The 20,676-nt window shown below is 66.1% G+C and carries 23 protein-coding genes and 1 tRNA gene; 12 read left to right on the top strand and 12 right to left on the bottom strand.

What is annotated here, in order from left to right; translation table 11 throughout:
* Positions 1-89: 89 nt before the first annotated feature.
* The 4 genes from purU to ACOEQ2_RS12535 form a co-directional block, all read right to left on the bottom strand.
* Entirely contained in the window at positions 90-938 is an 849-nt protein-coding gene (purU, locus tag ACOEQ2_RS12550) for a formyltetrahydrofolate deformylase (RefSeq protein ID WP_419731217.1), read from the bottom strand.
* Between the two features lie 51 nt (positions 939-989).
* Positions 990-2,018: a ribonucleotide-diphosphate reductase subunit beta gene (locus tag ACOEQ2_RS12545; protein ID WP_419728310.1), complete on the bottom strand. Its 1,029-nt coding sequence runs from the start codon at positions 2,016-2,018 to the stop codon at positions 990-992.
* 237 nt (positions 2,019-2,255) lie between these two features.
* Positions 2,256-2,987: an SDR family NAD(P)-dependent oxidoreductase gene (locus ACOEQ2_RS12540; RefSeq protein WP_419728309.1), complete on the bottom strand. Its 732-nt coding sequence runs from the start codon at positions 2,985-2,987 to the stop codon at positions 2,256-2,258.
* Positions 2,984-3,691, bottom strand: a complete 708-nt coding sequence (locus ACOEQ2_RS12535) for a fumarylacetoacetate hydrolase family protein (protein ID WP_419728308.1) — start codon at positions 3,689-3,691, stop codon at positions 2,984-2,986. The genes ACOEQ2_RS12540 and ACOEQ2_RS12535 overlap by 4 nt, the downstream gene beginning before the upstream one ends.
* A gap of 79 nt (positions 3,692-3,770) precedes the next feature.
* Between ACOEQ2_RS12535 and ACOEQ2_RS12530 the strand changes: the two genes are divergently transcribed.
* Complete coding sequence (locus ACOEQ2_RS12530; protein WP_419728307.1) at positions 3,771-4,244, top strand: GreA/GreB family elongation factor; 474 nt, start codon at positions 3,771-3,773, stop codon at positions 4,242-4,244.
* 83 nt (positions 4,245-4,327) lie between these two features.
* Positions 4,328-5,323 (top strand): MYG1 family protein, encoded by a 996-nt coding sequence (locus ACOEQ2_RS12525; protein ID WP_419728306.1) that lies wholly within the window; start codon positions 4,328-4,330, stop codon positions 5,321-5,323.
* On the opposite strand, the gene ACOEQ2_RS12520 is transcribed toward ACOEQ2_RS12525, so the two are convergent.
* The 3 genes from ACOEQ2_RS12520 to ACOEQ2_RS12510 all read right to left on the bottom strand — a co-directional run bounded on the left by ACOEQ2_RS12520 (position 5,296) and on the right by ACOEQ2_RS12510 (position 8,709).
* A complete protein-coding gene (locus tag ACOEQ2_RS12520; RefSeq protein WP_419731216.1) occupies positions 5,296-7,170 on the bottom strand; it encodes a ribonucleoside-diphosphate reductase subunit alpha in 1,875 nt (624 codons plus the stop codon). The genes ACOEQ2_RS12525 and ACOEQ2_RS12520 overlap by 28 nt on opposite strands.
* 400 nt (positions 7,171-7,570) lie before the next feature.
* Entirely contained in the window at positions 7,571-8,074 is a 504-nt protein-coding gene (locus tag ACOEQ2_RS12515) for an SRPBCC domain-containing protein (RefSeq protein WP_419728305.1), read from the bottom strand.
* A gap of 29 nt (positions 8,075-8,103) precedes the next feature.
* Positions 8,104-8,709, bottom strand: a complete 606-nt coding sequence (locus ACOEQ2_RS12510; RefSeq protein ID WP_419728304.1) for a cytochrome b — start codon at positions 8,707-8,709, stop codon at positions 8,104-8,106.
* Between the two features lie 90 nt (positions 8,710-8,799).
* Here ACOEQ2_RS12510 and ACOEQ2_RS12505 point away from each other — a divergent pair, with 90 nt between their 5' ends.
* The 3 genes from ACOEQ2_RS12505 to ACOEQ2_RS12495 are packed head-to-tail and all read left to right on the top strand — an operon-like array spanning position 8,800 to position 10,990.
* Complete coding sequence (locus ACOEQ2_RS12505) at positions 8,800-10,263, top strand: glycosyltransferase family 2 protein (protein ID WP_419728303.1); 1,464 nt, start codon at positions 8,800-8,802, stop codon at positions 10,261-10,263.
* A gap of 59 nt (positions 10,264-10,322) precedes the next feature.
* Positions 10,323-10,565: a type II toxin-antitoxin system Phd/YefM family antitoxin gene (locus ACOEQ2_RS12500; RefSeq protein WP_419728302.1), complete on the top strand. Its 243-nt coding sequence runs from the start codon at positions 10,323-10,325 to the stop codon at positions 10,563-10,565.
* A complete protein-coding gene (locus ACOEQ2_RS12495) occupies positions 10,565-10,990 on the top strand; it encodes a type II toxin-antitoxin system VapC family toxin (RefSeq protein WP_419731215.1) in 426 nt (141 codons plus the stop codon). The genes ACOEQ2_RS12500 and ACOEQ2_RS12495 overlap by 1 nt, the downstream gene beginning before the upstream one ends.
* Before the next feature lie 18 nt (positions 10,991-11,008).
* On the opposite strand, the gene ACOEQ2_RS12490 is transcribed toward ACOEQ2_RS12495, so the two are convergent.
* Entirely contained in the window at positions 11,009-11,782 is a 774-nt protein-coding gene (locus ACOEQ2_RS12490) for a TetR/AcrR family transcriptional regulator (protein WP_419728301.1), read from the bottom strand.
* Between ACOEQ2_RS12490 and ACOEQ2_RS12485 the strand changes: the two genes are divergently transcribed.
* Positions 11,754-12,590 carry an oxidoreductase gene (locus ACOEQ2_RS12485; RefSeq protein WP_419728300.1) on the top strand — a complete coding sequence of 279 codons (837 nt, stop codon included), beginning with the start codon at positions 11,754-11,756 and terminating at the stop codon, positions 12,588-12,590. The two genes, ACOEQ2_RS12490 and ACOEQ2_RS12485, sit on opposite strands and share 29 nt — an antisense overlap.
* Before the next feature lie 78 nt (positions 12,591-12,668).
* Here ACOEQ2_RS12485 and ACOEQ2_RS12480 read toward each other — a convergent pair whose 3' ends face one another.
* Positions 12,669-13,565 (bottom strand): LysR family transcriptional regulator, encoded by an 897-nt coding sequence (locus ACOEQ2_RS12480; protein ID WP_419728299.1) that lies wholly within the window; start codon positions 13,563-13,565, stop codon positions 12,669-12,671.
* A gap of 253 nt (positions 13,566-13,818) precedes the next feature.
* On the opposite strand from ACOEQ2_RS12480, the gene ACOEQ2_RS12475 reads away from it, so the two are divergent.
* Both ACOEQ2_RS12475 and ACOEQ2_RS12470 read left to right on the top strand, forming a co-directional pair.
* Positions 13,819-14,553 (top strand): SDR family NAD(P)-dependent oxidoreductase, encoded by a 735-nt coding sequence (locus ACOEQ2_RS12475; protein ID WP_419731214.1) that lies wholly within the window; start codon positions 13,819-13,821, stop codon positions 14,551-14,553.
* Between the two features lie 39 nt (positions 14,554-14,592).
* On the top strand, positions 14,593-15,192 hold the full coding sequence (locus ACOEQ2_RS12470) for an NADPH-dependent F420 reductase (protein WP_419728298.1): 600 nt from the start codon (positions 14,593-14,595) through the stop codon (positions 15,190-15,192).
* 59 nt (positions 15,193-15,251) lie between these two features.
* Here the strand turns inward: ACOEQ2_RS12470 and guaA are convergent, their stop codons facing one another.
* Positions 15,252-16,823, bottom strand: coding sequence for a glutamine-hydrolyzing GMP synthase (guaA, locus tag ACOEQ2_RS12465; RefSeq protein WP_419728297.1), 1,572 nt, complete (start codon positions 16,821-16,823; stop codon positions 15,252-15,254).
* Positions 16,824-16,942: 119 nt separating this feature from the next.
* Here guaA and ACOEQ2_RS12460 point away from each other — a divergent pair, with 119 nt between their 5' ends.
* Both ACOEQ2_RS12460 and ACOEQ2_RS12455 read left to right on the top strand, forming a co-directional pair.
* Complete coding sequence (locus tag ACOEQ2_RS12460) at positions 16,943-17,386, top strand: hypothetical protein (RefSeq protein WP_419728296.1); 444 nt, start codon at positions 16,943-16,945, stop codon at positions 17,384-17,386.
* A gap of 68 nt (positions 17,387-17,454) precedes the next feature.
* Positions 17,455-17,531: transfer RNA gene (locus ACOEQ2_RS12455), tRNA-Arg, on the top strand.
* An 83-nt stretch (positions 17,532-17,614) separates the two neighbouring features.
* Here ACOEQ2_RS12455 and ACOEQ2_RS12450 read toward each other — a convergent pair.
* Positions 17,615-17,983, bottom strand: coding sequence for a hypothetical protein (locus ACOEQ2_RS12450; protein ID WP_419728295.1), 369 nt, complete (start codon positions 17,981-17,983; stop codon positions 17,615-17,617).
* A gap of 273 nt (positions 17,984-18,256) precedes the next feature.
* Here ACOEQ2_RS12450 and ACOEQ2_RS12445 point away from each other — a divergent pair, with 273 nt between their 5' ends.
* Positions 18,257-18,883 (top strand): transglycosylase SLT domain-containing protein, encoded by a 627-nt coding sequence (locus ACOEQ2_RS12445; RefSeq protein ID WP_419728294.1) that lies wholly within the window; start codon positions 18,257-18,259, stop codon positions 18,881-18,883.
* On the opposite strand, the gene ACOEQ2_RS12440 is transcribed toward ACOEQ2_RS12445, so the two are convergent.
* The gene (locus ACOEQ2_RS12440; RefSeq protein WP_419728293.1) at positions 18,873-20,168 is read right to left on the bottom strand and encodes a glycosyltransferase family 87 protein; all 1,296 of its coding nucleotides are present in this window, start codon (positions 20,166-20,168) and stop codon (positions 18,873-18,875) included. The genes ACOEQ2_RS12445 and ACOEQ2_RS12440 overlap by 11 nt on opposite strands.
* 278 nt (positions 20,169-20,446) lie before the next feature.
* Between ACOEQ2_RS12440 and ACOEQ2_RS12435 the strand changes: the two genes are divergently transcribed.
* Positions 20,447-20,623 carry a Flp family type IVb pilin gene (locus tag ACOEQ2_RS12435; RefSeq protein ID WP_419728292.1) on the top strand — a complete coding sequence of 59 codons (177 nt, stop codon included), beginning with the start codon at positions 20,447-20,449 and terminating at the stop codon, positions 20,621-20,623.
* Positions 20,624-20,676 lie beyond the last annotated feature (53 nt).

The following is a 20,676-nucleotide window of genomic DNA, read 5'->3' as shown; positions in this document are numbered from 1 at the left end:
GCCGTTCCGGTCGCTCGGCATAAGTTGGCGCTTAATATGAACGGTTGACCGGCAATGCGGTTGCGGCGGTCGCGCAAGCCGCCGGCAGATCAGGAGAAGACGATGGTCGTTCGGCCGTTGAGCAGCACACGGTCGTCGAGAAAGATGTGCACGGCACGGGCAAGAACGCGACGCTCGATGTCACGGCCCTTGCGCACCAGGTCGTCGGGCGTGTCGCGATGCGAGATCCGTTCGACATCCTGTTCGATGATCGGACCCTCGTCGAGAGCCGCGGTGACGAAATGGGCGGTGGCGCCGATCAGCTTCACACCGGCCGCATGCGCCTGGTGATAGGGCCGTGCTCCCTTGAAGCCTGGGAGGAACGAGTGATGGATGTTGATGCAGCGGCCGGAGAGCCTCGCCACCAATTCTTCCGACAGGATCTGCATGTAGCGCGCCAGTACGACGAGGTCTGCGCTGGTCTCCTGAACCAACCGCCATATCTCGGCTTCCTGCCGTTCCCTGCTGTCGCGACCGTCTTCGTTGCCCAGGCTGTGGAACGGGATGTCGTCAAAATTCTCGAGCCCATATGTCTCGCGTGAATGGTTGGAGACGATCGCTGCGATATCCATCTGCAGCTCACCGTTTCGCCATCGATAGAGCAGGTCGTTGAGGCAGTGGTCCGGCTTCGAGACGAGGATCATCACCCGCCGCCGGTCGGATTGCCGACGCAAGCTCCATTGCATCGAGAAGCGGTCGGCAACTGTTGCAAAGCCGCGGCGCAGCGCCGCCACCGACATTCCCGTGCGGTGACCCGCCGCGAAGACGATGCGCATGAAGAAACGGCCGCCCTCGAGGTCGTTGAACTGCTGCGCGTCCAGGATGTTCCCGCCACTCTCGAACAGGCAGGCGCTGGCAGCGGCGACGATCCCCGGCGCATCTGCGCAGGAGATCGTCAGGACGAAAGCGGACGACGCCGCGTCAGGGTGGGACTGTTCAGACGTGACGCGTCATGCCGGCACTGCGGTCTCTTCCGCCCAGTCGGCGCCGATCGAGGAGGAGAACGCCTCCTCCCAGGTGCCGCTGGTCGAAGCGCGGCTGTATTCGGTCGAGCGGTTCTCGAAGAAGTTGGCGTGCTCGACGGCGTTCAGCATGTCGTCCAGCCAAGGCAGCGGATTGCTCTCGATGTTGTAGAGCGGATCGAGACCCAGCTGCATCAGCCGGCGATCGGCGATGAAGCGGATATAGGTCTTGACCTGGGCCGCATCGAGACCTTCCACCGGACCGAGCTCGAAGGCGAGATCGATGAAGGCGTCCTCGTGATGCACGATCGTGGCACAGATCTCGGTAAGTTCGGTGCGCAGCGCATCGGTCCAGATCTCGGGATTTTCCTGCACGAATACCCGGAACAGCCGGATAACCGACAGGCAGTGCAGCGTCTCGTCGCGCACCGACCACGACACGATCTGCCCCATCCCCTTCAGCTTGTTGAAGCGCGGGAAATTCAGCAGGATCGCGAACGAGGCGAACAGCTGCAGCCCCTCGGTGAAGGCGCCGAAGGCAGCAAGCGTCTTCGCGATCTCATGCTTGTTCTCGACCGAGAACCCCTGCATGTAATCGAACTTGTCCTTCATTTCTTTGTAGCCGAGGAACGCGGAATACTCCGCCTCCGGCATGCCGATGGTGTCGAGCAGGTGGCTGTAGGCGGCGATGTGAATCGTCTCGATATTCGAGAACGCAGACAGCATCATCAGGATTTCGGTCGGCTTGAAGACCTGGCTGTAGTGCTTCATGTAACAGTTATTCACTTCCACGTCCGACTGCGTGAAGAAGCGGAATATCTGCGTGACGAGGTTCTGTTCCGAGGCCGTCAGGTTGCGGTGCCAGTCCTTGACGTCGTCGGCGAGCGGCACCTCTTCCGGCAGCCAATGCACGCGCTGCTGGGTCAGCCAGGCGTCGTAGGCCCACGGATAGCGGAACGGCTTGTAGACCGGGTTCGCCGTCAGCAGGTCGAAGCGGGTCGTGACGATCTGGTCCATGTCGGTCTCCGTCGGCGGGGCAGGTCGCACCGGTCGCCCGGTCGTCCCTCTCCGCCTGTGTCTGGTTCGAGCGGCCCCGGGGGTGCCGGGCGGCGGCTACGGGTCAGCCGCGATTCGATGAAACGACTATGCGCGGAACCCGCTGCCTCGACCAGTGGATTCTCCGTGTCCTGCTCGATGTTGTGGTACGCCCTGCTGCGCACCACCACATCTAGCTGGTTGAGCCGCCAAGCCTGATCAATGATTGCGGATGTCGTCGATCTCGACGCTGCCGAAATCGTCCCGCCGAAGACAGGCCAGGATCGCCGCGGCCGCATCCTCGGGTGTCGTCAGCCGGCCCTCGTCATGCAGCGCCTGGAACCTGGCGCGGTCCGGGATGAGGCTGCCCCGGACACTCTCCTGCATCGCCGTATCCACCACGCCAGGCGCAAGCGACACGGCACGAACCGACGCATCCGCCTCGCCGGCCTGCTCGCTGTTCAACGCGCGCACGAAATTGTCGAGCCCGGCCTTGCTCGCGCAATAGGCGCTCCAGTGCGCGGTGCCACGCCGCGCCGCCCCTGACGAGATCGCCAGCACGCGCCGCTTCACACCCCGATCCGCGGTCGCTTCGAGGAAGCCGGCGGTCACCAGCATCGGTGATACCAGGTTGATCCGCATGTTCGCCTCGAGCGCTTCGGCCTGCAGAGCCGCCACCGGCACCACCGGCTCCAGTATCCCGGCATTCAGGATCAGCGCGGCCTCGTCGGCGAATGACAGCTCGGCCAGCGCGTCCACGACCCAACTGCGGGCCGCCGCCGGATCGCCGAGATCGATGCGCGTCCAGTCCAGCCGCCCGGTGCTCCCGGGGCCGAGTTCCGGTGCGGCACCACGTGCGGCCGCCACGACGTGGTGACCCTCGCGCAGCAGCTGGCGCAGCATCGCCGCACCGAGGCCGCGCGAGGCGCCCGTCAGCACATGCAGGGTCATGCGGGCTCTCCCGTGTTGCGCGCAACGTAGCGGACGGTGATCTCGCCGAGCCCGGCGCAGGTGCCGGTCACCATGTCGCCGGGCAGCACCGGTCCGACACCGGCCGGCGTGCCGGTCATGATCAGGTCTCCCGGTGCCAGTGCGACGAAGCGCGAGAGATACGCGATCGCCTCGGAGACCGGCCAGATCATCTCGGACAGGTCGCCGGACTGGCGCTGCGTGCCGTTCACCGCCAGGGCGATCGCGCCGCGCGTCGGGTCGAAACCGGTCGCCGCCGGGAGGATCGCCCCGATCGGGCAGGACTCGTCGAACCCCTTTGCCAGCGCCCACGGCTGGCCCAGCCGCTTGGCCTCCGCCTGCAGGTCACGGCGGGTCATGTCGAGGCCGACCGCATAGCCGTACACGTGTTCGAGCGCCCGCGACGCCGCGATGTCCTCGCCGCCGACCCCGATCGCCACCACGAGCTCGACTTCGTGATGCAGCGAGCTGGTCCGGGACGGGAAGACCAGCGTGCCGCCACCAGGCACCACGGCGTCCGCCGGCTTGGCGAAAAAGAACGGCGGCGTCCTGTCCGGATCGCTGCCCATCTCGCGGGCGTGCTCGGCGTAGTTGCGGCCGACGCACCATATCCGCCGGACCGGAAACGCCGCTGCCTCACCCTGCACCGGGACTGTGGGCGCTGGCACCGTGATGGTCATGGGCATGCGGATGTCTCCCCTCGTTGGTGGCGAACGCCCGGGTCACCACCGCCGTTGCAGACCGCCATGAACAGGAGACACAGCGATGAGCCGCGCATTCGTGTCGGAGGAAGCCGAGGAAGCCAGGGCGGCGATGCTGCCGGAGCGGCCGGTCAGCCTGCACCCGAACCTCGTCACGCCGAGCGGGCTGGCCCAGATCGAGGCGGCGCTGGCGTCGTTGCGTGCGGAGCTCGCCGAAGTCGCACCCGATGACGATGCGCGCCCCCGGCTGCTGCGCGACCTGCGCTACTGGCAGGCGAGACACACCACTGCGCAGCTGGTGGAGCCACCCGGGCCCGCGCCGCAGGAGGTGGCGTTCGGGGTGCTGGTGAGCATCCGGCGCGGCGGCGGCGCGATCAGCCAATTCCGGATCGTCGGCGAGGACGAGGCCGATCCGGCGCAGGCGCGGCTGAGCTATGTGGCGCCGCTGGCGGTGGCGCTGCAGGGTGCCGGTGTCGGTGAAACCGTCGAGCAGGGCGGCGGCCGCGAGCCGGTGCAGGTGGTGGCGATCGAGGGATGATGGCCGCCCCGTGCCCGCCTTGTGTATAGAAGCGGCTTCCGCGGTGCCCGTCCGGGCCTGACCGCCCGTTCCCGATGGACGCCATGACCGACACCTCGCAGCACCCGATCCTGGCCACCCATAGCGGCAAGTTCCACGCCGACGAGGTGTTCGCCTATGCCGTGCTGCGCCTCGCACTCGGCCTGCACGAGCCCGGCGTCGACCACGCGCTGTTGCGCACCAGGTCGCCCGGTCTCATCGAGGCGGCCACCATCGTCTGGGACGTCGGCAGCCGCTACGAGGCCGATGCCAACCGCTTCGACCACCACCAGCGCGGCGCACCCACACGACCCGACGGCACGCCGTTCTCGTCGGCAGGCCTGGTCTGGCAGGTCTATGGCGCCCGCGCCGTCGCCGCCTTGCTGCCCCCGGACGTGGCCCAGCAATTCGCGCCGCGCATCGCCGCCGACATCGATCACGGCCTGGTGCGGCGGATTGACGAGATCGACAATGGCGTGGCGGTGGATGGTCGCGACAGCCTCAACCTCGCCACCCTGATCGGCGAGTTCAACCCGACCTGGGACGATCCCGCCTCCGATGGCCCGACCGCCGGCGACGCGGCCTTCATGGAGGCCTCCCGCCTGGCCGAGACCGTGCTGCGCCGGCGCGTCGACACCATGCGCTCGCGCCTGGCCGCCGAGGCTACGGTGATGGCCGCCCACCGGAGTGCGGAGGATCCGCGCCTGCTGGTGCTGGATCGCGGCATGCCGTGGAAGAATGTCGTGCATACGCACGAACTTCCGGTGCTGCTCACCGTGTCGCCGGCCTCGAACGGCAACTGGATGCTGGACACGGTGCCGCCGGAGCCCGGCTCGTTCGCGCAGAAACTGCCGCTGCCGGAAGCCTGGGCCGGGCTGCAGGCGGACGACCTGATCAAGATCACAGGGGTGCCGGACGCGGTGTTCGTGCATCTGCGCCGGTTCGTCGGCGCCGCCGGATCACGCGACGGCGCGCTGGCAATGGCCCGGCTGGCCCTGGCGGATGTCGCCGCACCCGCCAACCGCCTCGCCGCCTACTGGCAGGCGAGGCATTCCTCGTAGTCGGTGGTGCTGGTCACGGCCGGCCGCACCGGCGGCAGCTTCGCATCCTGGTCGAGTGCGTCGGGCTTGTTCAGCATCTCGCTAACGCTGTCAGCGCGCTGGATCGACAGGCTGCGGCAGTAGTACAGGCTCTTCACGCCGCGCTTCCAGGCTAGGAAATGGATCTGGTGCAGGTCGCGCTTGTGGATGTCGGCCGGCAGGAACAGGTTGACCGACTGGCTCTGGCAAATGAACGGCGTGCGATCCGCGGCATGCTCGATGATCCAGCGCTGGTCGAGCTCGAACGCGGTCTTGTACACGTCCTTTTCCTGCTGGGTCAGGAAGTCGAGATGCTGCACGCTGCCCTTGGTGAGCGTGATCGAGGACCAGACCTCGTCGGTGTCGTAGCCCTTCGCCGCCAGAAGTTTCTGCAAGTGCCGGTTGCGCACGCTGAAGCTGCCGGACAGCGTCTTCTGTAGGAACACGTTGGCGGCGATCGGCTCGATGCCCGGGCTGGTGGCGCCGGTGATGATCGAGATCGAGGCCGTCGGCGCGATCGCCAGCTTGTGGCTGAAGCGCTCCATCACCCCGTAATCGGCGGCGTCCGGGCAGGCGCCCTTCTCCTCGGCCAGCATCCGCGAGGCGGCGTCCGCCTGGCCGCGGATGTGCTTGAACATCCGCATGTTCCAGACCTTGGCGATGACGCTCTCGAACGGAACGTTCTGCGCCTGCAGGAACGAGTGGAAGCCCATCACGCCGAGGCCCACCGACCGCTCGCGTGCGGCGGCATACTTCGCCTTCGCCATCTCGTCCGGCGCGCGGTCGATGAAGTCCTGCAGCACGTTGTCGAGGAACCGCATGATGTCCTCGATGAACAGCGGATGGTCCTTCCAGTCGAACCAGGTCTCGAGGTTCAGCGACGACAGGCAGCACACCGCAGTGCGCTGCTGACCGTACTGGTCGATGCCGGTCGGCAGGGTGATCTCGGCGCAGAGGTTGGAGGTCTTCACCTCGAGCCCGGCCAGCTTGTGGTGGTCCGGACGCGCGTTGTTCACGTGGTCGGAATAGATGATGTAGGGCTCGCCCTGCTCCATCCGCGCGGTCAGGATGCGGATCCACAGGTTGCGTGCAGACACCTTGCGGATGTGCGCGCCATCCTTCGGGCTGACCAGCGCCCACTCCTCGTCGGCATCGACGGCGCGCATGAAGGCGTCGCTGATCAGGATGCCGTGATGCAGGTTCATCGCCTTGCGGTTCGGATCGCCACCGGTCGGGCGGCGCATCTCGATGAACTCCTCGACTTCCGGGTGCCAGACCGGCAGATACACCGCCGCCGAGCCGCGACGCAGCGAGCCCTGGCTGATCGCCAGCGTCAGGCTGTCCATCACCCGGATGAACGGGATCACGCCGGAGGTCTTGCCGTTGCGCCCGACATTCTCGCCGATCGAGCGCAGGTTGCCCCAGTACGAGCCGATGCCGCCGCCCTTCGAGGCCAGCCAGACATTCTCGTTCCACAAGCCCACGATGCCCTCGAGGCTGTCGGACGCCTCGTTCAGGAAGCAGCTGATCGGCAGGCCGCGCGAGGTGCCGCCGTTCGACAGCACCGGGGTCGCCGGCATGAACCAGTGCTTGGAGATGTAGTCGTACAGGCGCTGGGCGTGCGCGTGGTCGTCGCCGTAGTAGCTGGCGACGCGGGCGAACAGGTCCTGGTAGCCCTCGCCCGGCAGCAGGTAGCGGTTATCCAGGGTGGCCTTGCCGAAGTCGGTCAGCAGCGCGTCACGCGAGCGATCGACGCGGACCTGGTAGCGGCCCTCCATCTGCACGACGTCGTTCAGGTCGCCGAGCGAGGCATCCTCGAGGCCGCCCATCCCGGCGTCGGCGAGCGTCGTCTGTGCACGAAGCGGCAGGCTCCGATGCTGTTCCTGACCCTGACCGTCGGCCTCGATCTCTCGCGTTGCGGACGCGGTCTCTCCAGCCTCGTTCAGGGTCATGCGTACTCTCCTTGAATGGTCGCGCCGGGACTGGTCGAGCCGATGTTCCGGTGGCGGAGATCGCCGCTCGTCCGGCGCGTCCGCAGCGGCATTACGCTACATATGGCGTCGCATTGGAAGTCTGCACCCCATATTTATGCGTGAGCGTTGCGCCGGTGCCATGGCCCTCGTTACCGGCAGGCCTTCATGATCAAGCCGCTAGCCAAGCTGTGCCCGTAATCCACAGCCGTCCCGACCTCGCGCGAACGGCCCCGAATCGCATCCGGGGCCTTCCGACTCAGGCCAATGACGCCGGCGGCATGCCCTGCGACGCCTTCGCCTGCAGGCTCTCCAGCCAGATCTGGTGGTGCTTGTGCATCCGGTTGGGCGCCAGAACGCTCTGTGCCCGCGCACCCAGGCCGTTCTGGTTTTCCTCGGTCAGCACCAGGCAGCCGCCATCGCGCGGCGCGATCACCCAGCCATGATAGACGTCCATGCCGGTGCCGATGCCGGTCCACCCGATGCGCTGGTTCGGCACGAACTCGCCGACCACGGAGTCGATCGACAGCCCGAAGGTCTTCCAGCTGAACCGGGCGCCCGGCGAGAGGTCGAACGCGCCGCCCTCGATCGCGACGTCCTGGCTGTTCTCGTACCAGGTCGGCCAGAGCGGGGCACGGATCAGCCATGCCCAGATCCGCTCGGCCGGCGCCGCGATCAGCAGCTCGTTGCGGACATGCACCGCGGTTTCCGACGGTCGGTAGGCGTCGGGCCAGTTGATCTGCGGCGACAGGGACTGGGACATGCGTGGGATCCTCCGGTGCTGACCGGACGCTAACCGTCGTTGCCCAGCTTCGTTGCCACCGGCCGCCGCCCCCAGGGCAGCATCCGCGCGAGTTCAGGCTGCCGGTCGAGCAGCTGGTGCTTCAGCGCGCCCAGCACATGCAGCGCCAGCAGCGCATACAGCCCGTAGGCGAGAAAGCCGTGCACGGAGAACCAGAAATCGTGCACCCGCTGCTTGGTCGCCGGATCCAGCGCCATGATCGGCCCGATGCGCGGGAACGGCACCAGGCCATACAGCCGCAGCGGATGGGCGGCCGCCTGGGCGAAGGCGGAGTCGTGGATGTAGCCCGAGATCGGCAGTCCCAGGATCAGCACATACAGCACCAGGTGAGCCAGATGCGCGCCACGCCGCTCGATCGCCGGATAGCTTTGCGGCAGCGGTGGCGGCCGGTGCGTCAGCCGCCAGAGCACACGGATCAGCACCAGGCCGAGCACGGTGAGGCCGATCGACTTGTGCAGGTTGATCATCGGCCGCACCAGCGGCTTCGGATCCAGGCTCATCGTCCAGATCAGCACCAGGTTGGCGATGATCAGGACCGCGACCAGCCAGTGCAGCAGCATCGCCGTCCGCGTATACCGATCCGTGGGCTGTTGCATGTCGGTTACAATTCCTCAGGTTCGCGAGCATAGCGTCGCCGCCCGGCCGATCCAATCTCATGCAGCGTTGATGCGGCACCCGGAGACACCATGAGTTCTGGCTCGATTGCGCGTGACCTGGCATCGGCCCGCCTCGACCTCTCGCCGCGCTTCAACCCGCCCGGGACACCGGTCGCCAGCTGGCTGATCCATGCCTGCGTGCTGACCTTCTGGGTGCTGCTGCTGATGCGCGCCCTCGAAGGCGGCGGCGGCGTGTTCGCCTGGTCCGCGGGCATCGCCTACATCCTCTACGACACGGTGCTGCTCCTCTTCGTGTTCTGGCAGACGCTGGCCTTGCGTCGGCGCGCTGCGGAGCCGCCGGCCTCGGGCCTCCCACTGCCCTCCGCGACGATCATCGTGGCCGCGCGCAACGAGGCCGGCAGCCTGCCGATCACGCTCGCCGCCCTGTTCGCGCAGAGCGATCCGGCCGATGTCATCCTGATCGCCGATGACGGCTCCACCGACGGTACCGCGGCGTTGCTGGAACGCAGCTACGGCCTGGTCTCGTCACCCGGCGAAGTGAGCGCGCCCAGCCCGACCCACCCCGCGTTGCGCTGGTTGCGGCTGCCCCCGGGTGGCAAGGCGCAGGCGCTCAACGTCGCCTGTGCCCTGGTGGAGACCGAACTCGTGCTGACGGTCGATGCCGACACGCTGCTCGATCCGCCGGCACTCGGCGTGATGCGGCGGGCGTTCGGACAGGATCCGGCGCTGGTGGCTGCGACCGGCGTGCTGAAGCCGCTGTGCGGACCGTCCGTGCAGGGCCGCCTGCTGCAGTGGTTCCAGACCTACGAGTACGTGCGCAACTTCCTCTCGCGCTATGCCTGGATGCAGGCCGACGGGCTGCTGCTGATCTCCGGCGCGTTTGCCTGCTACCGGCGCCGGGCCTTGCTGGCGGTCGGCGGGTTCGACCCCGACTGCCTGGTCGAGGATTACGAGCTCACCCACCGGCTGCGCGACTATGCCGGCCGGCAGGGCCTGGCCTGGCACACCGCGGTGATCGGCGGCGCGCATGCCCGCACCGATGCGCCGAGCACGATGGGCGCGTTCCTGCGGCAGCGGCGGCGCTGGTTCGGCGGCTTCCTGCAGACGCATCTGTGGTACCGCCACATGGTCGGCAACCGGCTCTACGGCCATACCGGCACCGCGATGCTGCCGATCAAGGCGATCGACACATTCCAGCCGCTCTACGGCCTGACCGGCGTAGTGCTGCTGCTGATCTATGCGCTGTCCGGCAGGCTGTCGCTGGTCGGCCCGATCCTGGGCATCATCGGCGCCAAGATCGTGCTGGATCTGAGCTTCCACCTCTGGTCGCTCCGGCTCTACCGGCGTTGGGTCGGCGGCCAGTCCGGCCTGTCGGTCGGACTGGCACTGCTGGCAGCCCTGATCGAGCCGTTCAGCTTCCAGCTACTGCGCCATTTTGGCGCCGCCGCCGGCTGGTGGTCGTTCGTGACCGGCAACCGGTCCTGGCGCGTGCAGCAGCGGCTCGGCATCCCGGTGCCGGACGCGCTGCCATAGATCATGGCAAACCGTCGTGTAATCCGCTGTATGACTATCCAGATGGTCAAGAGCGGGACATGCAAGCGGTCAGTCTCGCGGATGCCAAGTCGCGCCTGAGCGAACTCGTCGACCGGGTCGAGGCGGGCAACACCATCGACATCACCCGGCGGGGCAAGCCGGTGGCGCGGCTGACCGTTGTTGCCCGGCCGCGCAAGCGGATCGACCGCAGCATGCTCCAGGCCCTGACCGCCACCATGCCGCCCGCTTCGGACAATGCGGCAGACCTGGTCCGGGCCATGCGGGATGACGATCGCTCTTGATGCTCTATCTGGAGACGTCGCTGATCGTCTCTGCGCTGTCCAATGAAGCGGCGACCGCGCGCGTGCAGGAGTGGCTGGCAGCACAGGATCCGGCGCAGCTGCTGATCAGCGACTGGACGATCACCGAACTGTCGTCGGCGATGGCGATCAAGCTGCGGACGGGCCAGATCACGCTGGCACGACGAGCCGCAGCGCTGGCGATGTTCAACACGCTGGTCGCGGAAAGCTTCACCGTGCTGTCGGTGACGGGCGGCCATTTCCGCACGGCGTCGCGCTTTGTCGACCAGCATGCGATCGCGTTGCGCGCCGGCGACGCGCTGCATCTCGCCACCGCGTCGGAGCAGGGTGCAACGGTGCACACCCTCGATCGGCGGATGGCCGATGCGGGGCCGCTGCTCGGCGTGCCGACACAGTTGCTGGCATAGCGGAGCGGGCTGCCGGCTTCACGACCCTCCAAGCGTCCTGATCCGTTCAAGCAGATACGCCTGGCGACCGACGGTCGTGAAGGCCAGGAGGAGTGTGGACGCACCGGTTTCGAGCGCCTGCAGGAACTCGTGGTCGTCCAGTTCGCTGGCGATCCAGAAGGACACGCAGCCGCGAAACAGGAAGGCGAGCTGCTGGGGAAGCACGGCCTGCGCGCGCCGGACCATCTTGGGGGCGATCCCGGAACACGCGCCGAGTGCCAGGGACCAGATGGCTTCGGACTGCGGACGAACCGTGCTCGGTGCGGCCCCTGCCTGGCCGAGGGAGCCCACGACCATCCTGCTGATCTCCGGCTGCTCCAGCAGAAGCCCGACACTGATGCGTTGCATCGCAAGAACCCGCTCGATCGCATCGCCTGGCGGCGCCTCGTGCTGGAACCTGGCCGCCATCCGTTCGATCATCCGTGAGGACAACGCCTGCATGATGGCCGTCTTGCTGCCGAAATGATTGAACGGCGTCGCGAAGCCGACACCGGCCTCCGCTGCAAGCGCGCGCATCGAGAAGTCGGCTGTCCCACCCGTCTGCAAGAGTCGCTCGGCCGCGTCGAGCACCATGTCCCGCGCACTCTGCCGGTTGCGTTCCCTGAGCGACTGCGGCGCACCATCCACCATTGCCTTCGACCCCCCGATGACTAACCCCTGGCTGTTTTCTATATCATGATATAGATATAAGTGCACGATACAGCGAACGCGAGTGAAGCGACAGATGAGCACCCAGAAGACTTTCCTGATCACCGGGGTCAGTTCCGGCCTCGGCAAGGCATTTGCGGAGGGCGCCCTGGCGGCAGGGCATCGCGTCATCGGAACGGTCCGGCACGACGCTCACATGTCGGCGTTCACGGCACTCGCTCCCGGGCGCGCCCATGCGATCCTGCTCGACGTCACGGACTTCGACGCCGTTCCCCAAGCGGTCGCCGAGGCAGAGCGCGACGTCGGTTCGGTCGACGTTCTTGTCAATAATGCCGGCTATGGCCACGAAGGCATCTTCGAGGAGTCCTCGCTCGATGACATGCGCCGGCAGTTCGACGCGAACGTGTTCGGCGCGGTGGCGATGATCAAGGCGGTGCTGCCGGGCATGCGGACGCGGCGCTCGGGGCACATCGTCAATGTCACCTCGATGGGCGGTTTCATCACCATGCCGGGCATCACGTCCTACTGCGGCAGCAAGTTCGCGCTCGAAGGCATTTCGGAAGCACTCGGCAAGGAAGTGAAGCATCTCGGCATCCACGTGACGGCGCTGGCACCGGGGCAGTTCCGGACCGACTGGGCGGGGCGTTCGATGGTGCGCGCCGAACGCAGCATCGCCGACTACGACACGGTGATGGATCCGATCCGCGCAGCCCGCCAGGCAAAGAGCGGCAACCAGCCTGGCGATCCCGCAAGGGCTGCACAGGCACTTCTCGAACTCGTTGCGGCGGAAAACCCGCCGGTGCGCCTGTTTCTCGGCGCCGACGCGCTCGAGGTCGTCGAGGCCAAGATCGAGGCGATGCAGGCCGAGATCGCCGCCTGGGAGTCGACGTCCCGCTCCACCGATTTCGGGTGAACAGCGCTCCCGTCCAACGATGGCGCGCAACCATAGCAACTTGCGGACCTACGTGCGCCATCGGCAGCCCGCCGAACGTCAGTCACGCGATATCGACAGCCCCGCGAGACGTGGCGCGTATGCGGCGAGCCTGCGCGATACGAACTCCGTGAAGAGCCGCACGCGCTTGGTCTTGCGTGTCTCCCCATGTGTGAGGAGCCACAGCGTTCCGTACAGGTGCAGGTCGGTGCCGGGCACCCTCACCAGCGAGGGGTCGGCATCCCCGACGAAGCACGGCAGTGTCGTGATCCCGATCCCCTGCCTGGCTGCGACGATCTGCGCCTGGGCGTCCGTCGTCCTGAACGGGACCCCGGTGGTGCGAACCTCACCCTCGCTCGCCCAGTCCGGGATGCCGTGAACGCCGATGACGATCCACCGGATGGGACCAGGCAGGCCTCCACGCCATGCAGCAAGACGATCGCAGGACATGTAGATCCCGCCGAATAGCTCCGGTCCCTTCGGGCCATGAAGATTGAGCGGCAGGGTCTTGCGATCGTAAACCACGCGGATCGCCACGTCGGCCTCCCGGTTGGTCAGGTTCGCCAGATCGCCGGACGAGAGGATATCCATCTCGATGTCCGGATGCAGGCGGGCGAAATCGGCGAAGTCCGGCATAAGCAGATGTGTCGCAAGCGTCGGCGCCAACGTCACCCGCAACAGCCCGCGCACGCTCTGGTCGCGGCCCAGGACGCGCGTCTCCAGCTGATGCGACGACGCTTCCATCTGGTTCGCAAGCTCGAGAACCTCCTCGCCCGCTTCCGTCAGCCGGTAGCCCGACGGCAGCTTTTCGAACATCTGTGCGCCCAGGCGTTCCTCGAGCTGGGCGATGCGGCGCAGCACGGTCGAATGATTCACCGCAAGGCGCGCCGCGGCGGCCCGCACCGACCCTCCGCGCGCGACGGCAAGAAAGTAGCGAACGTCGTCCCAGTCGATCATCGGGCGTGTCCATTATGGTGCGATCCTGCACCGTGCGGTGCGCTTTCCCAAGGCGGTATAGCTCGGATCGGTGAGCGTGACGCAGGTCCGAATGCCGGAAATCGGGAGCCGCGACGTGCGCCCGACCTCCAGCCGGATCGATTTCGCACCACCGATGTGCGCGGCTCGGCACTCAACGCCCGACGCCGGCAGACCCATCTCGGGGTTCTCGGGGGAGCTCCCCGCGCAACCAACGACGGAGTCTCAGGACATCATGGGAAAGCTGGACAACAAGATCGCAGTCATCACGGGTGGATCGAGCGGAATGGCGCTGGCAAGCGCCAAGCGGTTCGTCGAGGAGGGCGCCTATGTCTTCATCACCGGCCGGAGACAGGAGGCGCTGGACGAGGCCGTCCGGCTGATCGGCCGCAACGTGACCGGCGTGCGCGGCGACGCGGCCAATCTCGACGACCTCGACCGCCTGTTCGATACAGTCAGCCGCGAAAAAGGCAGGATCGACGTCCTGTATGCGAGCGCCGGCATCGGCGAAGCCGTCCCGCTGGGCGAGATCACCGAGCAGCATTTCGATACGACCTTCGACCTGAATACACGCGGCACGCTGTTCACGGTTCAGAAGGCCTTGCCGCTGTTCAACGACGGCGGGTCGATCTTCATGACCGGATCAGTCGCTTCGGTGAAAGGATTTCCCGGTTACGGCGTGTACGCGGCAAGCAAGGCGGCGTTGCGGTCTTTCGCGCGCACCTGGCTCAACGAATTGAAGGGCAGGAATATCCGGGTGAACGTGCTGAGCCCGGGTCCGATCGCGACGCCGATGCAGGACCAGGTTCTTACCGAGGAGGCGAAGCGGATGTTCGAATCCCTGATCCCACGCGGAAAGATGGGTCGCCCTGAGGAAATCGCGTCGGTCGCCCTGTTTCTTGCCTCGGACGATTCGAGCTTCGTGAATGGCGTGGAATTGTCTGTCGATGGCGGCTTCTCGGCCATCTGAACGCCGAAAAATGATAGCTACACGGATCGGAGACTTAACATGAGCTATGCGATTATCGGGTTCGGCAAGATAGGCCAGGCCCTCGCCCACGCCTTCGCCCGCAAGACCATCGACGTCTTCGTCGCGAGCCACCGGCCGCCCGAGGCCTTGGCACCACAGGCACACGCGATCGGACCCAAGGTCGTGCCCACGACACTGCGGGACGCACTCGACGCCGATACGATCATCCTGGCGGTCCCGTTCGGGGAGCATCGCGAGATCGCGAAGGCCCTGCCGAGCTGGGAGGGCAAGACAATCATCGACGCGATGAACACGCTGGTATCTCCGGGGGAGCTGGACGGTCTCCCGTCCTCCGCTTTCGTTGCGAAGGCGTTCCCCGGCGCCAGGCTTGTCAAAGGGTTCAATCACCTGGGTGCAGCCAGGCTGGCGACCGATCCGGTCGTCGAGGGCGGGCACCGGGTCGTATTTCTATCAAGCGACGACGAGGACGCAGTCGCTCACGTAGCCGCCCTGGCAAGACAACTCGGGTTCGCGCCCGTCGGCCTGGGAAAGCTCGACGAGGGTGGCAGGCTGGTGCAGGCACGCGACGGCGTCTGGGGCCCTCTCATCTTCCAGGATCTGTTCAGGAAGGAGCCGTAATCCTTCTACGACCGTGTGCTATCGACGGCTGTCGATAGCCACGCCGTAATACTCCCCCGTCACTCCCACTCGATCGTGCCGGGCGGCTTCGACGTGATGTCGTACGTCACCCGGTTGATGCCGCGGACCTCGTTGACGATACGGCCGGCGGTGCGGGTCAGGAAGGCCATGTCGAAGGGATAGACTTCCGCCGTCATGCCATCCGTGCTGGTCACCGCACGCAGCGCGCACGCCTGGTCGTAGGTGCGGCTGTCGCCCATCACGCCGACCGTACGCACCGGCAACAACACTGCGAACGCCTGCCAGATCGCGTCGTACAGCCCGGCGCTGCGGATCTCCTCGAGGAAGATGGTGTCGACGCGGCGCAGCAGGTCCAGCTTCTCGCGGTCGATGTCGCCCGGGATGCGGATCGCCAGGCCCGGTCCCGGGAACGGGTGCCGGCCGACGATGCTCTCGGGGATGTCGAGCTCGCGCCCGAGCACCCGCACCTCGTCCTTGAACAGCTCGCGCAACGGCTCGACCAGCTGCATCCGCATCCGTGCCGGCAGGCCACCGACATTGTGGTGGCTCTTGATCGTCACCGACGGACCGCCGGTGAACGACACGCTCTCGATCACGTCCGGATACAGCGTGCCCTGGGCGAGGAAGTCCGCACCGCCCAGCGTCTGCGCCTCCTCGTCGAACACCTCGATGAACAGCCGTCCGATGGTCTTGCGCTTGGTCTCGGGGTCGGTCACGCCGGCCAGTGCGTCGATGAACAGGTCGCTGGCGTCGCGATGGATCAGCCGGATGTTGAAGCGGCCGCGGAAGGTGCGCACCACCTCCTCCGCCTCGCCGGCGCGTAGCATGCCGTGATCGACGAAGATGCAGGTGAGCTGGTCGCCGATCGCCTCGTGCAGCAGCACCGCCGCCACCGAGCTGTCGACACCGCCGGACAGCCCGCAAATCACCCGGCCGGTGCCGACCTGCTTGCGGATGCGCTCGATCTCGAGGTCACGGAAGCCGGCCATGGTCCAGTTGCCCCGGCAGCCGGCGACGTCGTGGGTGAAGTTGCGCAGCAGGGCGGCCCCATGCGGCGTGTGCACCACCTCGGGGTGGAACTGCACGCCGTACAGCCGCCTTCCCTCGTCGGCGATGATCGCGAACGGCGCGCCCTGGCTCACCGCGACGGCCTTGAAGCCCGGCGGCAGGCTGGTGACCCGGTCGCCGTGGCTCATCCACACCTGCTCGCGCGAGCCGCGCTGCCAGACGCCGCGGAGCAGCGCGCTGTCCTCGATCACCTCGACATAGGCGCGGCCGAACTCGCGCTCGTCGTGCGTCTCGACGGCACCACCGAGCTGGGCGCACATCGCCTGCTGGCCGTAGCAGATGCCCAGCACCGGCACGCCTTGCGCGAACACCTCGTCCGGGACCCTCGGCGCGCCGGTATCGAGCACGCTGGACGGACCGCCGGACAGGATGATGCCGCGCGCCCCGAAGCCGGCGATCCGGGCAGGATCGGCGGTGAACGGCCAGATCTCGCAATAGACGCCGCTCTCGCGCACCCGCCGGGCGATCAGCTGGGTCACCTGGCTACCGAAATCCAGGATCAGGATGCGGTCCTCGTGCAGGACGGCTTCGAGCTCGCTCATGGTGTCAGGCCTTGGGGCAACGGGGTGCGGCGCAGGATCGCAAAACGGTTGCGGCTTGCTATACCGGCCGCGTCCGTCGAGAGCCAGAGACCGGCGCCGGGCCGGAGAGGAGACCAGCCATGACCAATCGTCCGGCCTACCGCGTGGCCCGCCGCGCCCTTGTGCTCCTGCCGTTGCTGGCGGCGGCCTCCCTCGCCGGCTGCGGTGGCGGCAGTGGCCCCCCGGATCCGGTCGGCGAATGGACCGGCACCCTCGTCACCGACAAGGGCACCTGCCCCGACCAGTTGCCGTCGCGGCTGCTGGTCGGGTCGAGGAACATCTCCTTCATCCCGTCGGGCGGCGTGCTGGTCCTGCATGGCACGCTCAAGCCGGCGCCGGCCACGCTGCATGCCCAGCTCATGCTGAGCGACATGAACCACAAGCCGCTGCCGATGGTGTTCGAGGGCACCCAGGCCGCGGACGGCAGCCGGATCGACGGCACCTACGGCACGCCCAGCTGCCGGGCACACATCCTGATGGTGCGACCGGTCGAGCACCCGTTCGAGCGCGTGCTGGGCCACTGACCGGAGCTGTTTCGCAGCGGGGCTTGCAGAGCCGGAACCCATCGGTTACACCCCGCCCCCACGGCCAGGCACCCGTAGCTCAATTGGATAGAGCACCAGACTACGAATCTGGGGGTTGGAAGTTCGAGTCTTTCCGGGTGCGCCAGTTCCACTGAAAACACAGCCTGGCCGTTCGCGGCCGGCTGGGGGCGAAACTCCGGTCACGACCGTCGCGCCGCCGCGGGCGGATCAGCCCAACGCGGGCGGACCTTTCTTTGGACCGTCCAGGCGGATCTCGCCGCAGCATTTGCAGACCGTGCCGTCGACATCCCCAAGCAGTGGGCGATCGCGGAAGGTCTTGCGCTCCCAGCCATGCAAGCCGATCCGGCACAGGGCATCACTGATCGGTGACATCTTCGTGCGTGGCGCCGTCAGCCTCGGCGATCGGATGACGTTCTCCCGCAAGCCATCCAGCGGGAACGGTTCTGCAATACCCTCGGGACCGCCACTGCCGAAACGTCGGCACAGCGCAGTGGCACTTTCCTCGTCGATGGAATCGATGAGCAGCAGTTCGCTCGTCGCTCGCAACCTGACGGCGGTATTCGGCCTGAAAATCATTGCGCCAACCAAACTGCCCGGGCTGTTCTCTTAGGTCTCGGTTCTTGAACGGCGCAAGTCTCAAGAACAAGACTGGCATATTTCGGATTGCTGTCGCGCGTGTCTTCGCGTCTGCTTGCATCGTCGCGACCGAGCACGACCCTGGAACCGGAACGAGAGCAGACTGTGCAACCAGATCGATCGCCGGCATGGCGCTGCGGCAGCCGGACAGCCGCATCGCCGTCGAGTGCGGCGAGATCGCGGTTCCGGATCGCACTGATCGGGATCGCGATCGTGCTCAAGTCCGGCATGGTTGCCCATGCGTCGACCTGCCGCGACGCTGCACGCGCGGCCGAACTGCGCACCGGCATTCCGAAAGGCCTGCTGGCAGCGATCGGGCGGGTGGAAAGCGGCAGCTGGAGCTGGAGCGTGAACAGCAACGGCATCGAACCGGGCCAGCGCTTCAACAGCGTGGATGATGCCGAGCGTTATGCGCAGGGTCAGCTTGCGACCGGAAATCGGATGATCGATCTCGGATGTTTCCAGATCGATCTGCTTTATCACCAGGAATTGTTCACGCAATGGCAGGATGCGTTCGACAGCGAACGCAATGCCCAGGCCGCCGCGGGGATCCTCAGTCAGCTGCATCAACGCACGGGGAATTGGGATCGGGCGGTGGCTCTCTACCATTCCGCCGATCCCAATCGTGGGCAGTCCTATCTGCAGCTGGTGAAAGCCGCCTGGACTGGATTCAACGCGCAGCTGGACAACGACAGTGTCCCGGCATCGCCCGAGGCCTACGGGGCCGCCGCGATCGCATACGCGTTCGGCGTTGCGGTCTGGGTTCCAGGCATGGCCGGCCCGACCAGGCGAGCGGCGCACGGCGGCGCACACGCATTGCCGAATGTCGTCACGCCCTGACCAGGTCCGGAAGCTGGGCGTAATCCCCAGGAGCGCGGTGTTCCTGCGCCCGTTGCAAACTCCGGAGCCGGGACAGGATCGTACCGAGCATGATCGCGATCACGATACTGGTGCAGCTATGCAGCCCATCCGACAGGATGAAGCACGGAAGCATCAGACCGGCGACGATCGCCATGACCTCGCGAAACAGGAAACTGCCGTTCGCCCGGCGACGCTCATCGACGAACAGCAATATCGAACACGTGAACAGCGGCAGGTCGTAATAGAAGGCGAACGGCGTGACGAGAAAGGTCGTGGCGGCGAGTGCTGCAACCTTGAGCCTGAAACTGCCCTCCACGTCTTGAGATCCGGGGCGCCTGCGGAAGCACTGCCAGGTCAGGAGCATACCGGCGAGACAGGCGATGACCTGCGCCACATCCGCCACACGGCGTCCGACGCCCGCGCTGACCAGGTTGGATGTCACGGTCGCCATGATCGGCGCCCATTCCGTCCGGTGGATCGAACGGACCTCGACGATCGACGACAGGTGGTCGAACCAGGCCGGCCACACCGCGATCCCGAATGCAAGCGTGCTGATCATCACAATGCACAACCCGGTGACAGTGGCTGACGCGACGGTCCGCCACTGTCCTGCGGCGATCAGAGCCACCGGGACGAGAATTCCGAATTGCGGCTTGTAGGTTGCAAGCCCGAGCAGCACGCCGGCCAGCAACGGACGCCGGGGTGACAGGAGCATGCCGCCGACCAGCAGCGCTGCGACGAGAAGGCTGCTCTGCCCCATGAGGGCCGTCCACAAAGTCGATGGCGCGACGACGAGGAGCACTGCAAGCGGCCAGCCATGCCGATGCCCTGCAACGGCGAAGCTGCAGGCGATGAGACCGATGCCGACCCAGAGCACGTAGCCATACTCATACGGAAGATAAGCCAGCGGCCAGAGCAGCAGCATCATGCCGGGATGGTACATGAATGCGAAAAACCTGTGGTGCGGCAGATCCTGGAATTGCCTGAGCAGTCCCTGGTCATAGATCAGCCTCGCCGGGTATCTTTTAATAAACCGCGAGAAGGAATCGAACGCGGCGAAGTCGTTCGGATCGTGCGGATAGGCGCGGTAGCCGAGAATGGCCAAAAGCATCAATACTGCGAAGAGAGTAACGAAAATCAGATACAGATAGAGAATGGGCCGACCCGCGGCGAACCACCTCTCTGCACCGTGAGCAGGCCCGACCGCGGGGCGAAGCTGCGTTGTTCCTTGATACAATTGCACGCCCGCCTCGACTGGGTTCATTCGCTCAGCTTATTTTGCCAGTCTCAGGAACGCTACAGCTTCGACACAAGTATTGTCTGTAAATCTGCTGCAAAATTAAGACGGCAGTCTGGCAGGTTCCAATCGTGAGACGATCCGAGCATTCTTTGCACAAAAGATGAAATTACGCAGCAAGGCATTGATTTATATAATGGATAAGGGGATACAAATGATGTTGGAGAGGAAACGAGTTTGCGTTAGAAGCTGAAACTGGCCAGTCGGCTGATGTCGAAAACTCAAGGACAGCGGAGCAGTTGAATATGATCGAATACCTGAAGGCTTATTGGAACCTGAAGCGTGACGAGCGTGCCGTGACGGCGCTCGAGTACGCGCTCATCGCAGGCCTCATCGCCGTCGTCATCGTCGGCGCCGTCACCACGCTCGGCACCAGCGTTTCCGGCATCTTCACCAAGGTCGGCACCGATATCACGGCCTGAATGTTACCGCTGGCAGGTGGTCGGGCGATCGCCTGATCACCTGCCCTGCTTTC

Source organism: Lichenicola sp. (assembly GCF_965198575.1).
Lineage (GTDB): Bacteria > Pseudomonadota > Alphaproteobacteria > Acetobacterales > Acetobacteraceae > Lichenicola.
This window is presented reverse-complemented; position numbering and strand designations above follow the sequence as displayed.

What these genes read in the sequence shown, in the direction of transcription:
- ACOEQ2_RS12545 (WP_419728310.1), bottom strand. Translation starts at nt 2,018, where the DNA reads ATGGACCAGATCGTCACGACCCGCTTCGACCTGCTGACGGCGAACCCG.
- ACOEQ2_RS12540 (WP_419728309.1), bottom strand. Translation starts at nt 2,987, where the DNA reads ATGACCCTGCATGTGCTGACGGGCGCCTCGCGCGGCCTCGGTGCGGCG.
- ACOEQ2_RS12535 (WP_419728308.1), bottom strand. Translation starts at nt 3,691, where the DNA reads ATGCCCATGACCATCACGGTGCCAGCGCCCACAGTCCCGGTGCAGGGT.
- ACOEQ2_RS12530 (WP_419728307.1), top strand. Translation starts at nt 3,771, where the DNA reads ATGAGCCGCGCATTCGTGTCGGAGGAAGCCGAGGAAGCCAGGGCGGCG.
- ACOEQ2_RS12525 (WP_419728306.1), top strand. Translation starts at nt 4,328, where the DNA reads ATGACCGACACCTCGCAGCACCCGATCCTGGCCACCCATAGCGGCAAG.
- ACOEQ2_RS12520 (WP_419731216.1), bottom strand. Translation starts at nt 7,170, where the DNA reads ATGGGCGGCCTCGAGGATGCCTCGCTCGGCGACCTGAACGACGTCGTG.
- ACOEQ2_RS12515 (WP_419728305.1), bottom strand. Translation starts at nt 8,074, where the DNA reads ATGTCCCAGTCCCTGTCGCCGCAGATCAACTGGCCCGACGCCTACCGA.
- ACOEQ2_RS12510 (WP_419728304.1), bottom strand. Translation starts at nt 8,709, where the DNA reads ATGCAACAGCCCACGGATCGGTATACGCGGACGGCGATGCTGCTGCAC.
- ACOEQ2_RS12505 (WP_419728303.1), top strand. Translation starts at nt 8,800, where the DNA reads ATGAGTTCTGGCTCGATTGCGCGTGACCTGGCATCGGCCCGCCTCGAC.
- ACOEQ2_RS12500 (WP_419728302.1), top strand. Translation starts at nt 10,323, where the DNA reads ATGCAAGCGGTCAGTCTCGCGGATGCCAAGTCGCGCCTGAGCGAACTC.
- ACOEQ2_RS12495 (WP_419731215.1), top strand. Translation starts at nt 10,565, where the DNA reads ATGCTCTATCTGGAGACGTCGCTGATCGTCTCTGCGCTGTCCAATGAA.
- ACOEQ2_RS12485 (WP_419728300.1), top strand. Translation starts at nt 11,754, where the DNA reads ATGAGCACCCAGAAGACTTTCCTGATCACCGGGGTCAGTTCCGGCCTC.
- ACOEQ2_RS12480 (WP_419728299.1), bottom strand. Translation starts at nt 13,565, where the DNA reads ATGATCGACTGGGACGACGTTCGCTACTTTCTTGCCGTCGCGCGCGGA.
- ACOEQ2_RS12475 (WP_419731214.1), top strand. Translation starts at nt 13,819, where the DNA reads ATGGGAAAGCTGGACAACAAGATCGCAGTCATCACGGGTGGATCGAGC.
- ACOEQ2_RS12470 (WP_419728298.1), top strand. Translation starts at nt 14,593, where the DNA reads ATGAGCTATGCGATTATCGGGTTCGGCAAGATAGGCCAGGCCCTCGCC.
- guaA (WP_419728297.1), bottom strand. Translation starts at nt 16,823, where the DNA reads ATGAGCGAGCTCGAAGCCGTCCTGCACGAGGACCGCATCCTGATCCTG.
- ACOEQ2_RS12460 (WP_419728296.1), top strand. Translation starts at nt 16,943, where the DNA reads ATGACCAATCGTCCGGCCTACCGCGTGGCCCGCCGCGCCCTTGTGCTC.
- ACOEQ2_RS12450 (WP_419728295.1), bottom strand. Translation starts at nt 17,983, where the DNA reads ATGATTTTCAGGCCGAATACCGCCGTCAGGTTGCGAGCGACGAGCGAA.
- ACOEQ2_RS12440 (WP_419728293.1), bottom strand. Translation starts at nt 20,168, where the DNA reads ATGAACCCAGTCGAGGCGGGCGTGCAATTGTATCAAGGAACAACGCAG.
- ACOEQ2_RS12435 (WP_419728292.1), top strand. Translation starts at nt 20,447, where the DNA reads ATGATCGAATACCTGAAGGCTTATTGGAACCTGAAGCGTGACGAGCGT.